Source organism: Mucilaginibacter gossypii (assembly GCF_900100945.1).
Classification (GTDB): Bacteria; Bacteroidota; Bacteroidia; order Sphingobacteriales; family Sphingobacteriaceae; genus Mucilaginibacter; species Mucilaginibacter gossypii.
This window is the reverse complement of record NZ_FNCG01000003.1, coordinates 307,331-322,395: the sequence shown is the minus strand read 5'-3', so window position 1 is coordinate 322,395 and position 15,065 is coordinate 307,331. Positions and strand designations below refer to the sequence as shown.

Sequence of the window (15,065 nt, the reverse complement as noted above, 5' to 3'; positions counted from 1 at the left end):
GCGGATTATTAAAGCTTAATTTCCCTACATCGGCCATCGTTAGATACAATCTTAACTTTCTGTACGTCCGGGCTTATTTTCAGAAACCTTGCCGATTGTGATAAAAAAGACGAGCCGTAATAAAACTCCTGCTTGGTAACCGAACCGTCTTTTGCAGATACTTCCGCATACGCGTCCTGCGGCTCAATTTTGATAGTTTTAGCCGGTATGTTAAGCTTTAATAACTTCAAACTGCCGTTATGCTCACTGGCAGCGAGGTAATACCGGTTATCTTTCCCCTTAAGTTTTACCAGGGCTTTTCCATCGCCGGGAAAACAGATCCCGCTTTGCAAAATCGTCAATGGCTTAAATCCTCCTTTGCCATCGCCTTTTAAAAGCAATCCGTTTAAGGCATCGTACCGGCCTACCGAAACATTTGTGCCGTAATAATTCCCGTTTATGGCTAAGTCTAAATTGCCATCACCGTCAAAGTCATCCACTACCATTCCGTTAATGGCAGAAACCTGCGCATAGTTTGGCAGAGGGTACATTTTAAATGTCCCGTTTCCTAAATTTTCGAGATAGCATGAAGTAAGCGTATTGGCTTTTAACCGCAAGGCATTTTTCAGTTGTTCGGGCGATAACAAATCCTGCAACGTTGCGTGTCCAAAAGAGCGGTAATTCACAAACTTTTTTCGGAGACTGATCATTTGCTTGATAGCATCGTCACGAACAAAAGATGGAAATTCACGTTTCACCCCGTCAGTGTCGGGGAGGAATAGGGATGGAAAGGCATCGGTGGTTTTACGTTTATCAAAATCGCCTGCCGTGATATATACGGGCTCTTTATCGCTGGCCTTGAAAAAACTATTCTTTCCCAGGTTGCCAACAATATAGTCTATCTTACCGCAATGCCTGAAATCGCCGGCCGCGATGGAATTCCACCAGCCGATCTTATCAGCAATACCCGATGCCGCTGTGGAGTTAACGAATTTGCCTCCAACGTTTTTGATAAACGTAATGGGCATCCATTCACCCGCTATAACAAGATCCGGCCAACCGTCATTATCATAATCTGTAACCAGGGCATCACAGGTTAACCCGAGGTTTTTCAAACAAGGCGCAACTGATGCCGTTGCATCTGTAAATTGCAACTTTCCAGGTTTACTGTCGTTACGTAAGATAAAACAGGATACGGGGTTGGGATAATGCCATGGATCAACCCGGCCGGTTACCAGCAAATCGAGCTTGCCATCTTTATTATAATCAAATGCCCTGACACATAGCTTACTTGTAAAATTACCGGGCAAGGCACCTTTTTGTTCGCTGAACCGCCCGCGGCCATCGTTAAGGTAGATGCGGTCTGCATAATTTTTTGAACCCGGCGCGCTTTCATATCCCCCGCTGGACATATACAGATCTGGTTTCCCATCGCCATCGGCATCAAAGAACAATAAACTTTCATCCTTATAATTTGCACTGTCCGGTTTTACATCAATTAAATTTCGCTGATTAAATTTACCGTTAGCCTGCTGCAGGAAAACCTGAGCGGGAAATTTCTTGTTACCACCGATAGCAATATCATCAAGCCCGTTGCCATCAACATCTTCGGCTGCAAGCGCCGGAGCATACGCCGAAAATTTGTGAGGCAATAATTTCTGAATGGTAAAATCCGGAAAATCATCCTCCTTGTGCCTGTAACTAATACCTGCCGTGCCTGTAACTTCAGTAAACAGTGCCCCCCTGTTTTTTTGGGGTATAACCCAACTATAAGCCTGACGCGCATCATTGATATTTACTTTCAGCGTTTGATTAGCGCTTACATTTTTTAATACCTGCTTATAATTATTCGGCCATCTCACTACTACAGAGTCGAGCTTATTGACTTTGCCGAGGCCAAAGTGCGCGACGTTTTGGATAGACGATAAATATCCACGATAAGGATTGTTCTCGTATACCTGGTGCTGCTTGCCTGCATAATAGATATCTACCCAGGCACCAATACCATCCCTGTTAAAGTTGTTGCCATTCAATTTTACCTGCAAGTAATTTGATGGTTTGGAGGTAAGTGCGCGGCTATTGTTTTTATAGATAAGAGCCTGGTCATTAATGTTATTGATCACCATATCCATTGCCCCGTCATTGTCCAGATCAGCATAAGCGGCACCGTTTGAAAAGGTCGGTAAATCCAATCCCCATTGGCTGGAAACATCACCAAAGTTTAGGTCGCCATTATTTTGAAAAGCATAATTATGGATCTTGACTGTAGGAATCTGGTCAATAACAGTTTTTTTTGAGGCTGTGGAATAAGGATTGTTTCGGTAAACGATAAAGTCATGATCAGTAACATCTTTCGGAAATCCATTGGTTACAATGATATCGCGATAACCATCATTGTTGAAATCCGTTATCAAAGGCGTCCAGCTCCAGTCGGTCTCTGTAACTCCGCTCAAGAACCCGGTTTCACTGAATACGGGGTTCTTGATAGAATCATTCTGCCCCAATCCCGGCCCCTGGTTTATCTGCAAGGTGTTACGTGCATATTGATATTGGTATGCATAATGATTAAATAACTCATACGACTGGTAGCTTTCCGGCATCGACATCATTTTTTTCCGGTAATTATCCGGTGGTGACATGTCCAGTTCAAATACATCGGCCAAACCATCGTTATTTAAATCTTCGATGTCCTGCCCCATCGAGTTCATAGAGGTGTGCTTAAAGTATTCTTTAGATCTATTGGTGAATATACCATCACCATTATTGATGTAGAGGATATTGGGCGATATAAAATCGTTGGTAACATAAATATCTTTCCACCCGTCTTTATTTATATCCACAATAGTTGCCGCGTGCCCATAGCCTTCAATGGATATACCGGCTTTTTTGGATACATCGCTAAACACCGGGTGTTTAAGTTGGGCATCCCATTTGCTTTCATACAACCTCCCTGTACTCTTACCGCTGCCGTCCGCAATTATCGGGCGAAACTGGTTTGCATAATAGCCGTCCCCAGGCCTATTAACGGTAAGATACATATCCAGCTTGCCATCGTTATTGTAATCAAAAAAGGTTGCCATAGTAGAATATGCGTGTATATTAAGGCCATATTCTTTGCCTTCTTCCTTAAAGTGCGGTATCCCCTTTTTATCTGTCCCCTGGTTTATGTAAAGCAAATTTTGCCTTTTGACGCTATCCTGTAGCAGCGAATTGCATACATAAATATCCTGAAGGCCATCATTATTAATATCGATAACAGCAACCCCTCTGCCCCATTTTCCTAAACCATTAACTCCGGCTTTATCTGTAATATCATCAAACTTAAAGTCGCCGCGATTTAGGTACAGCTTGTTTGATACCATGTTACCCGAAAAGTAAATATCCTGTAAGCCATCGTTATTGAAATCGCCTATGCCAACTCCGCCGCCGTTATAAACATTGGCATTATCAATCGGGTTGATTGAATCGTTCTCGGTAATTAAATTATTGAAAGTAACGCCCGAATGTGAAGACGGTATCAATTCGAACAGTGCTGTTTTCTTTTTAGCGCATGAAAAAAGAACAACACCAACGAGCAATAAAGCCGGGTAAAATTTCTTCATTTATAAATTGGTTTATATGGAAAAGATAGGCTGCTATGCGCAACCTATCTCTTTTAACAAATCCGAACTTTATACTTTTTAACTGCTATATAAGCAAGTTAAGTATTAATAGCCAGGGTTTTGATGTCCGTTTACCTTAGGGTTATTATCCAGCTCGGCCTGAGGAATTGGCAATAATTCATCCCGGCCTTTCTTGAAATAAGGGAAGGGATCGGTTGTAAAGTATTGCTTTTTCCTCCAGCGAAGAATGTCGATATTTCTTATTTCTTCGCAACCCATTTCTACCATTTTTTCGTGCATAATTGCTTTTACAACATCAGCTTTTGAGCCAACCGGATATTGTGCGGTTGGATAAGGCGGCATTGCAACATCTGCACGGGCCCGTATCATATTAAGATAATTAACTGCGGCGGCAGTATTACCCAACTCATTTTCACATTCGGCCAGCATCAATAAAACCTCGGCATAACGGATAATGCGTTGATTATTGCCGCCCGGGTGGAAACCCGCTGCCGGCAAACCTTCCTTGTAGATGATCATGAACTTACGAAAACTGATCTTTTTGGTTACGCCGTTCATCACTGACGAGTTGCCGTTCTGGTCGCCGTCTGTTAGCACCGACGCACCTTTATTATAAGTGTCGCCCGATTGATAACAGGTGTAGTGAAAACGGGGATCAGATTTGGCAGCACCTGTAGCCGTATTTTCAAACTCATTAATTAATTTATTTGAAGGAATAAGGTTTCTCCAGGCAATTGGGTTATACTCCTGGTTACGCACGGTAGATTGTGCTTCAGTAGGGCTATCACCGCCCCAGTTAAACCCGCCGTCACCTTTATCAACAAATACAATTTCAAAGATGGATTCGCTGTTGAATTCGGTCTCTTCTTCAAAGTTATCAAGATATCTGCTGGTAAGCGTATAGCCGTTTACTCCGGTTGTAGGAATTTTTAAGAGCGCAGCCTTTGCACCTGCATAGTCGCCGTTTTGCATCAGTACGCGGCCCAGCATGGCATTTGCTGCAGAGGCAGTCGCCCGTCCCTTGTCAGTACCTGATTTTTCAGGTAGAACGGCGGCCGCATCCTGAAGGTCCTTTATGATTAGTGAATAAACTTCAGATTCAGACGCGCGGGGTTGAAAATCGCTGGCAGTTTTAACGGGTGTCGTAAGAAGCGGCACTCCTCCCCATTGCGAAACCAGGTCAAAGTAAGCCCATGCACGCAAAAATTTAGCTTCGCCAACCAGTCTGTCGCGCAACGGTCCATTATCGGTTACAACTGGTCCGTTTTGAATAACTACATTCGCTCTGAATATTGCTGTGTACCAGGCATTCCACACCGAGTTCAATACTGAGTTGGCAGGGTCTGCATTGCCATTAAGCATCTGGCCCCTGGGCGCTTCGAGCTGTCCGCCGCCGCTTGCAACCTCATCGCTTCTGAGATCGTGAATAAAGAACCATTCCCTTGATACCAGCCCCAGCGAATGAATAGCAACATATATAGCATTCACGCCTTTGGTTAGCTGGTCGCTGGTTTTATAGTACTGATTGGTTGTTACGTTATTAGGGTCGCTGGTGTTGAGAGATCCCTTTTTACAGGAATTAACCGTAGCCGTTACTATGATAGCTGTAAGGGCCGACCACACGAATATTTTTTTATTTTTCATCGCTGTATCTTTTTAAATTAATCATTAAAAGGTTGCCTGCAAACCCAACTGAACTACTCTTGGCTGCGGATACTGGCCATAATCAATACCGTTGGTGAGGGTGCCGTTACGTGAGCCTATTTCGGGATCGAGACCTTTGTATTTTGTAAACGTCAAAAGGTTGGTTGAAGCCACATAAATCCGGAGCCTGTTAAGCGCGTTATCTGTTTTTGCCCTTAACCATGACGTGGGGAAATTATAGCCAAGCTGCATGTTTTTAATGCGGAGGTATGAGCCACTTTCAATCCATCTTGTTGAAGGCCTTTTGTTTCCGTTCGGGTCGCCGGAAAAGGCACGCGGAATATTTGTACCGGTATTTGTAGGCGTCCACGCGTTTAAAACATTCGTGCCCGCGTTGAAAAGCCTTGGCATACCTTCCAGGATAATCCTTTCGGCGTTAAATATTTTATTGCCGTAAACACCCTGGAAAAATACCACCACGTCGAAATTTTTATATGATGCGCTGTAGTTTAATGAATAGGTAAATTTGGGCAGATAGCTACCTATAAAGGTACGATCGGCATCATTGATAACACCATCATGGTTTACGTCCCTGAATTTGATATCACCCGGAGCCGCCCCTGTTTGCGTGGGTGAATTAGAAACCTCGGCCGCGTTTTGAAAAATTCCGTCAACAATAAGGCCGTAAAATGACTGTACCGGTTGCCCGACCACCGTATTGGTTAGAGGGTTACCGCCACCATAATCCGCATCGCCACCGGCGGTAATTGAGGCATTTGCAGTATTAAGCGTTAAAACCTTGTTTCTGTTCAAGGCAAAGGTTCCGTTAATATCGTATTTAAACTCGCCACTTGTTTTATGATAACCTAAAGTAACTTCAAAGCCGCGGTTCCGCATCGAACCTACGTTTGCTAAAGTACCGGCCCCGCCAAAGCCATAGCTGGGCGGTGTAGGTACTGTCAATAAGAGGTTATCGGTTTGCCTGTTATAAACCTCGGCAGATAGGGTAAACGCTTCCTGGAATAAACCCAGATCCAAACCGATATTTGTTTGCTTGGTTGTCTCCCATGACAGATCGAGGTTACTTAAACCACTGTAAAATGATGCATTTCCAAGATCGGCCAATGAACCGTTGAACGGATAGGTAGCAATATTAGATGATATAGGCTGCAGATAAGGATAGTTGCCCAGTACGGTACCATTAATACCCGTTACACCATAACCCGCCCTAAGCTTTAATGAAGATATTGATTTGATTCCCTTCATGAAATTTTCCTGGTCTACCTTCCAGCCTAATGACGCCGCAGGAAAGCTTTCGTGCTTGTGTCCCGGTGCAAATACAGATAAACCATCCCGTCGGATAGAACCAGATATCAAATATTTACCTTCAAAGTCGTACCCTACACGGGCTACCTCCGATACGAGGAGATTTGTACCATAAGTGTAATTAGTGTAAAGATTAGTCGCGCCATTTAGTGTTCTTACCGTGTTGGTATTTTGATTACCAGAAGATACCTGGTTATCGCCGCGCGAGCTCTGGGCCTCGTAAACTAAAACGGCGTTAACATGGTGCTTGTTGCCGAATGTTTTATCGAAGGTAAGCTGTTGAGAATACAGTTGAGTTGTGCTGGTGCTCCTACCGTAGTTAATAACTGCTGTTGTGGATTTTGAAGTACCACCGTCATCGTAAATAGGCGTGTAAGTATTGTTTTGATTGGTATTGTAGTCAATACCATAAATTGATTTAAAGTTAAGCCATGGGGTAAACTTAAGCGTTGCATAAGCGTTACCATGGATAGTGAAGCCGTGGTTGGTATTATCGATAAGTTTGGCAGCTTCAATTGGATTGGTAGGATCCGATCCGTCGAAGCTATTTTGCGGCCCCATAAACCCTCCTGCGTTGTTGGGATTGTAAATAGGCAGATACGGCTGCATCCTCACCACATTGGTAATAGCGGTACGGTTACCCGCGTCAACGCCATAGCGCTGATGGTTTTCAATAACGTTGAATGTTTCGCCAAATGAAAGGAACTTACTGATGGTATGATCGGAATTAGCACGGAAAGCCTTGTGGTAGGCACTTAGTCCCTGGGCAATACCCTGCTGATCGAAGTAATTGGCCGAGGTGTAAAATCGGGATACCGCATTGCCGCCGCTCAACGCCACATTATGCTGCTGTATTGGCGCGTTGCTTCTAAAATAAGCATCCTGCCAGTTAGTATTGGTTTGGGCAAAGGTTTGAGAACTACCTGCGTAAATCGGCTTATTAAAGTTATCTGGCTGCAGGCGCGGCGGTAAAGCTATTCCAGCAGACCCGTTAAGGGCGCGCTCGTATTGCAAGTATTGCTGGGTGTTAAGCAGGTCATATTTCTTGATAACGTTTTGTATACCGTAATATGAGTCGATAGTAACCTCCGTACGGCTATTATTGTTACCTTTTTTAGTGGTGATGATGATAACACCGTTGGTACCGCGCGAACCATAGATCGCAGCGGCGCTGGCATCCTTCAACACGTCGATACTTTGAATGTCTTTAATATCAACGCCCGTGAGGCTGCCCGGGTAACCATCAACAATATATAAAGGGTCGGATCCGAAATTTACAGAACTGATGCCGCGCAACGATATAATAGCCCCGGTTCCCGGACCGCCATTATTGGTAACAGTAAGACCAGAGATACGGCCTTGTAGCGCTTCGATACCACCAACAGGTACAGAGGCCAGGGTTTTCCCGCTAACTGATGAAACCGCCCCGGTAACTTTGGCACGTTTTTGCGATCCGTATCCAACTACAACTACTTCCTCCAGGTTCTTGGTATCTTTTTTCATTTGCACTTTTAGCTCAGTACCGTTGGTAACCGTGATCTCTTGCTGGGCAAAACCGATTAACTTGAACACGAGCACCGCTGAATTGCCGGGCACTGCTATTTTAAAATTACCGCCGGCGTCAGTTGTTACGCCTTGGGTTGTGCCTTTTATGGAAACCGCGACGCCGGGCAGGGGTTGGTTATCATCATCAGTAACTTTGCCCGAAACGTTGAATGCAGGCTTCATTTTCAAAGCGCCATTTTCATTAATGGTAATACCGTTCAATGAACCTGCCGAACCACGGTTATGCGCAATTGACACCGATGGCATTGCGAGCGCACATCCGGTTAAGATGAGCGTTGCATAACGCCACTTGTTATTATAAATTTTTTGTAAAGAATACTTCATGTTATTAAGGTTTTAAATTTTCGATTCGATTGGGAAAACGTTGGCCTGATTTGCGCTCAGCACAACATTTACCTGCATCGTTTAAGCTCATATGCCTAAAATTATCCTGGTGTCACCTTATGGTAACTACCAGATTTAAATGAACGACGAAACCTATCTGTTAGCTGTTCCGTACTTATCCAGGACCCGAAAATCTCTTTTTTGTCTTTCCATAATTTTTCTTGTTAGTTAATTGATTGATAATTGGTATGTCGGTGTTATTAGTTTTCAATTTCAAACGGTATCCCACGCCGAACCGGGCAGCAAACAACAAATGCCACGAATGCTCCATTATTGGTCAACATGTTTATAATTGGTAATCTGTACGTTGTAATGCCAACAGTACTAATTGTACAGCCGGCAAAAAGCAGGTTGTAATAACAGGGGTAAAATTATCTTTCGTGGTTGGGCAGGTAGCGCAGTATTTATCTTAATCTTACAACATTTGTTTAAGCAAGTTCCCTATAACAGGGTTTCCTTTCAATGTTAAAACATTTTTCCGGCATGATATATAGCACTTCCCAACGTCTGTTTTCGGGATTAATAAAAAAACAAATTATTGATTATCAAATACTTAAATACAAATAAAAACCAAAATAAGTTAAAGACAAGTGCTTTTTGTTAACAGAAACCGGCACCGGTTTGTTAATTTGCAAACAAAAACACCGTCAACAACAATCGATTGCGGAGCGTGCCCGAAATACGATATTTAGATATTGTTAAAACAATAAATTTTATTGATTTATAGCGATAGAAATAATAAATATTTACAGCATACACCAGCTTACAGGAAACAAATAAGGACAGCCTCGCGCTGTCCTTACAACCAATTTTAAAAAAAGAAAAGTAATAAGGGTGAGGTATTATATCTTGTAAGTACACCGATAAAGTATTTGCGCATTAAGGCAAATGCTACAAATAATTGTTGATCATACCAGTAAACTTTGTTAAGGTTATGGAGTTCACGATTAGTACATCTCGAACAATCAAATGTATTAAAGGTTGTAAACTTTAAATGACACGCATGTTGAAAAGGTTAACACATTGGTTTACTAAACGCACAATCGCTCCCCCATTTCCAACTTATTGCTGTTCATTGTAGACTATTGCAAAATGCCCTAAACAACTGTTATAACAACTTCAACAATTGTTGTAATAGTATGACTATAGGTTGACCTATTTTTATCGGCAAGCCGGCCGCCAATTTTGACTGCCGCGAAACCTAAAAGAACATCAAATGAATCTAAGGATCTTTTCTCTTGCCCTGTTGGCAACCGTAGTATTATTTGTTGGTGATGCATCTGCCCAAAACAAAAAGTTTTATATTTTTTTGTGCTTCGGCCAATCAAATATGGAAGGTAACGCCCGCATACAGCCACAGGATACCGTAGTTGATCCGCGTTTACAAATACTGGAAACTGTGGACTGCCCTAACCTTAAACGGGCAAAGGGCAACTGGTACACCGCCGTACCACCATTGGCACGCTGCAATACCGGCCTCACCCCTGCCGACTACTTTGGCCGTACCCTGATAGCCGCTCTGCCTCCTGATGTAACAGTTGGTATTGTGAACGTATCGGTAGCTGGTTGTAAAATTGAATTGTTCCAGAAAGACAGTTATAAGGATTATGCAGCCACCGCACCTTCCTGGATGGTGAACATGATTAACGAATATGGAGGCAATCCCTATGTCCATTTGGTCGAGATGGCTAAACTGGCACAAAAATCCGGCGTGATTAAAGGCATCTTGCTGCACCAGGGCGAATCTAACGCAAATGATACACTTTGGACACTGAAAGTAAAAGGCATCTATGATATGCTATTGAAAGATCTTCACCTAAAGGCCAAAAAAGTTCCTTTGCTGGCTGGCCAGCTTGTTGATGAAGACCAGGGCGGCAAGTGCGCTGCTATGAATCACATAATTGATAAGCTTCCTGAAGTTATCCCCAACGCATATGTGATCAATTCAATTGGCTGCCCGGCTGCATCAGATAAGCTGCACTTCACTGCTGATGGCTATCGAATTTTAGGCACACGATACGGATTACAAATGCTCAATCTGTTGGGTTACAAGGCACCGGCCACTACCAATCCTTTACCTATTCAAACAACAGGGAATACCGGCAGGTAATATCGATATTTTTCTATCCGATAAAATGAAAGCTTACTTAAGCCACACTTTTGACATCTATTTTTTTCACCCGGTACCCGGAAGGCAGAACATTATATTTTGCCTTGAATGATTTGGTAAAATAATGAGGCGTCGAAAAACCGATGGAGTATGCTATCTCTGCAATGGTCAAATCGGTTTTTTCGAGCAATATAGCTGCTTTGTCCAGTTTTATGGAGCGGATAAATTCTACAGGCGGCTCACCGGTTAGTTCGGTGATCTTACTATAAAATGATCCCCTGCTCATACTAAAATGATGGCTGATCTCCTCGACGGAAAACTTAGGGTTGTTGATGTTTTTCTCAATATACATCACCACATCTTTAATGAACCGTTCTGACGAGGATTCGATATCCATGTCTGCCGGGATAACTTTTATCTTCTTCTGATAGGTTTCTTTAAGCGACTTATTTAGATGAAGCAGGTTTTTAATTTTGATATTCAGGATATCGAAGTTGAAAGGTTTGGTCAGGTAATCGTTCACGCCCAACTCCAGCCCTGCGAGTTGCTCCTTCTGGCTGGTCATCGCCGTTAATAATATAATTGGGATATGGCTGGTCCTTTTATCAGCCCTAAGTTTACAACTTAGCTGGATCCCATCCATATAAGGCATGCTGATATCACTAACTATGAGGTCGGGATGTACGGCAAGTGCTTTATGCCACCCTTCACGGCCATTAGCTGCCTCCGAAACTTTGTAAGTTGCAGCCAGGCTTTCGGACAAGTATTGCCTCATTTCATCATTATCTTCAATAACCAGGACATGCAGCTGGTTAACACCAGTGGCAATCGCCGTCTTCGGTTTACTGTTCTTGTCATCGTCGATAACGATTGGGGCAGCCTCGGGCGTATTTTGCCCATGCATTGCTGTCTCTGAAAGATTAATTACAGGCAACGAAATTGATAAGGAGAAAATTGAGCCTTTGCCTAATTCACTTTTCACACCAATCTCGCCGCCATGCAACTGCACAAGCTCGCGTGTTATCGATAAGCCTATCCCGCTTCCCTGGTTAAGTATGGCAGGCTGGGCATCTGCCTGATAAAACCTGTCAAAAACATGCCTAACCTGCTCGGCTGCTATACCGGTACCTGTATCCGCAACCGAAATACCCAAGCGGTATGAATTGCCGTCTTCCGATATAACAGGGGCGGTAACTTCAACAGTAATTTGCCCGCCAGGCATCGTAAATTTAAATGCGTTGGATAGCAGGTTAAATAATATTCGCTCCACCTTATCATGATCAAATTTTACAAATAACCTTTCACCGGCAGTTTTAAATACTGTAACAATTTTTTTTCTATTGGCCAGGTCATAAAACGAATCCACTACTTCGCGAACAAAAGAAATAAATTCCCCTTCAACCAAATTCAACTTAAGCTCATTCTCTTCAAGTTTCCTAAAATCGAGCAGTTGGTTAACCAGGTTAAGCAACCTGCGCGAGTTTCTTTTAATAACGCCTAATTGTTCGGTAACAGGCCCGCTGTTAGGCTGCTCCAAAAGCTTATCAACAGGCGCCATTATCAAAGATATCGGTGTCCGGAATTCATGGCTCAGGTTGGTTAAAAACTTAATTTTCATCTCATCCAGCTCATGACGGGCTTCAGCTGCTTTACGTTCCTGCTCATCGTGCAATTTCTTTTTAAGCTTTTTAACCCCCTGCCTGCGGATGAGCAACAACACGCCAAAGGCCAGCAAAACATAAAGCACATAAGCATATACAGTCCTCCAAAAAGGCGGCTTCACTATAATTTTCAAGGATGTACCGGTATCATTCCATTTTCCATCATTATTGGATGCCCGTACCCTGAATGTGTATTCTCCCGGATCAAGGTTGGTATAACTGGCCGTTGTGGATGTTCCTGCATTTTTCCAGGTATTGCTAAATCCCTCTAAAATGTACGAATACCGATTTTGCTGTGGAAGGGTATAATTAAGTGCCACAAAGTTTATGGAGATGTCTTGTTTATACTTTATGGTGATCTCTTTTGCCTCACTGATATTAACAGGCAAGGGGTTATCACGGTTGGGCGAAATACGTTTATTATCTATACTCAGCGTAGTAAACACAACCGGCGGCAGGTTTTTATTAAGCCTTACATCTGATCCCTTAAAATAATTGAACCCGTCTACCCCGCCAAAGTAAAGCGTGCCATCTGCGGCAATAATACCCGACCCGTTTAAAAAAACATTGTTTTGAAGCCCGTTATCGTTACAATAAACATAAAGTTTCTGATCAGCCGGGTCAATTCTTCCAATACCCTGGTTTGTACTGAACCATATATTATTGGTTTTATCCTGCAAAATTTTACAAATTACACCGTTTGGTAACTGGTTATTGTATTTAAACGGGGTTATTTTTTTTAACCGATGATCATAAAAGAAAAGGCCATCGCCATTGGTACCTATCCACATATTGCCGTTAGTATCGCGTTTTAAAGACAACACCTCTGCTATAGGCAGACCTGTATTGATTGGATTAAGTGTGTCGAACACTTTGGTAGCCGGGTTATAAATAGCGATACCCGTACCATATGACCCGATCCACATCTTACCGTCGTTATCCTCTTCAAAAGCCCTGATGTAGCCATTTGATGGCATTTTATAGCCTTTTACGGACACTAAAGCGGGTTTAAACCGCCGGAAGCTATCAACCTTGGCGTCAAAAATATCGATACCTGCACCGTTAGTACCTATCCATACATTACCAAAGCGGTCTTCCTTAAAGCAGAAAATGTTATTTTGACTGATATTTAGCTTTCCGGTACCGCTGGTGAATTGTGTATAGCCATTGTTTGCGGTATTGAGTTTAAAAAGCCCGTGGCCGAATGTTCCTATCCAAAGTTGTTTTTTTTGATCCAACAACATAGCCAAAACAGGCAGGCCTGCCGAATTTATTTTTTCCTTAGGCTGGATTGCGATATGAGTAAAACGGTTGGTTTTGTTGTTGAAAATACTAAGGCCGCCGCCGTCCGTTCCCACGTATAGTTCATTGTCATTTTTTTGCGCGAAAGATGATACGATTGGCGCGCGTAAACCATAAGGGTCTAACTCGGTTGGTTGCACATAATTAAACAATGTGAGGTTTTTGTCGTATTTATTGATGCCGCCCATATAGGTACCCACCCAATAAATGCCTTTAGGGTCGATATAAATGCTTCGGATAGATTTACTGTTAAGACTGTACGGATCTCGCGGATCATGACGGTAACGGATGGATTTACCGGTGTGGATATCCATAACATTCAAACCGCCTTCGGTACCAACCCAGATGTGGTCTTTATCATCAGCGGCAATGCTGTAAACTATGTCACCACATAACGATTGCTCATCTTTATCATTATAGCAGTAATTAACAAAGTGTTCACCATCCTTATCCAGGCGGCTTAAGCCATTAGCTGTACCTACCCACAAATTGCCCACTTTATCCTCCGAAACTGTCATTACAACATCCGAGGGTAAACTACGGGTATCGTTTTTTTGATGACGGAAGGCTTTAAAACCTTTATGCGTATCATCATATAAATACAAACCTAAATTGGTGCAAACCCACATCCTGCTGTAACTATCCTCAAAAATATAACCCATGCTTTTAACCGGTATCAGCCCTGGTTTGCCTGTCCCGGTTTCAAAATGGCTGATATGCTTACGATCGGGACTGATCACATCAAGGCCGTTTACCGTTCCCACCCAAATCTCATTTTTATCGTTTGCACAAACGGCGGTAATAACACCCTGGCTTAAACGCTGTCCTTTTAAGGGCGAACTAAAGCTTTTGAAATCATCCGCCACCTTATCGTAATAATATAAACCAAAACCGATAGTGCCTACCCATAGCGTACCGGCACGGTCTATACTGATACTGCTTATTTCGTAGGAACCTGGCTCTACCTGTCTTTTGGCACCCAATGTATAAACTTTAAACTTCCTTCCGTCATATCTGTTCAAGCTTTCGGAGGTGCCTACCCACATCATCCCGTTATTATCTTTTACGATGGCGTTTACGGCGTTACCCATCAACCCTTGCCTGGTGGTTAATGCGGTAAATTTCAGGTTAGGCGCTTGAGCATTTGCCAGGAAACTGAGGTTGGCCAAAACGACTAAGGTGAGTATAACGCGCACAGTGCCTGCCAGCACCGTATTGATCTTTTTGCGAATACACAAATCGGGTACAGAATGCATCATAACAAACATTGTTACTTTTTTTCCGGAGCGGGTAATCCGCAGAAAAAAATTGTTGATGAACTATGGTTTTAAAATTGGTGTGATTGATGTCTTCGAACAAACATCATTATCCAAATCTACATTTTATGATGATGAAACAGGCAAACATTTGTTCAAAGAAATAACACACTTGTTCAATTGAACCTGTAATTATTGTACAAAAGTACATATC

Annotated in this window: 5 protein-coding genes; 1 reads left to right on the top strand and 4 read right to left on the bottom strand. The window is 42.9% G+C overall.

Annotated features, from left to right (window positions below; translation table 11 throughout):
- Positions 1 to 8: 8 nt before the first annotated feature.
- From BLS28_RS07440 to BLS28_RS07430, 3 genes are all read right to left on the bottom strand, one after another.
- Positions 9 to 3,581: a VCBS repeat-containing protein gene (locus tag BLS28_RS07440; RefSeq protein ID WP_091164068.1), complete on the bottom strand. Its 3,573-nt coding sequence runs from the start codon at positions 3,579 to 3,581 to the stop codon at positions 9 to 11.
- 105 nt (positions 3,582 to 3,686) lie between these two features.
- Complete coding sequence (locus tag BLS28_RS07435) at positions 3,687 to 5,246, bottom strand: RagB/SusD family nutrient uptake outer membrane protein (RefSeq protein ID WP_091164065.1); 1,560 nt, start codon at positions 5,244 to 5,246, stop codon at positions 3,687 to 3,689.
- Positions 5,247 to 5,270: 24 nt separating this feature from the next.
- On the bottom strand, positions 5,271 to 8,462 hold the full coding sequence (locus BLS28_RS07430; protein ID WP_256337367.1) for a SusC/RagA family TonB-linked outer membrane protein: 3,192 nt from the start codon (positions 8,460 to 8,462) through the stop codon (positions 5,271 to 5,273).
- Positions 8,463 to 9,738: 1,276 nt separating this feature from the next.
- Between BLS28_RS07430 and BLS28_RS07425 the strand changes: the two genes are divergently transcribed.
- On the top strand, positions 9,739 to 10,632 hold the full coding sequence (locus BLS28_RS07425; protein ID WP_091164063.1) for a sialate O-acetylesterase: 894 nt from the start codon (positions 9,739 to 9,741) through the stop codon (positions 10,630 to 10,632).
- Between the two features lie 37 nt (positions 10,633 to 10,669).
- Here the strand turns inward: BLS28_RS07425 and BLS28_RS07420 are convergent, their stop codons facing one another.
- Positions 10,670 to 14,854 carry a hybrid sensor histidine kinase/response regulator transcription factor gene (locus BLS28_RS07420; protein ID WP_176844396.1) on the bottom strand — a complete coding sequence of 1,395 codons (4,185 nt, stop codon included), beginning with the start codon at positions 14,852 to 14,854 and terminating at the stop codon, positions 10,670 to 10,672.
- Positions 14,855 to 15,065: the final 211 nt, after the last annotated feature.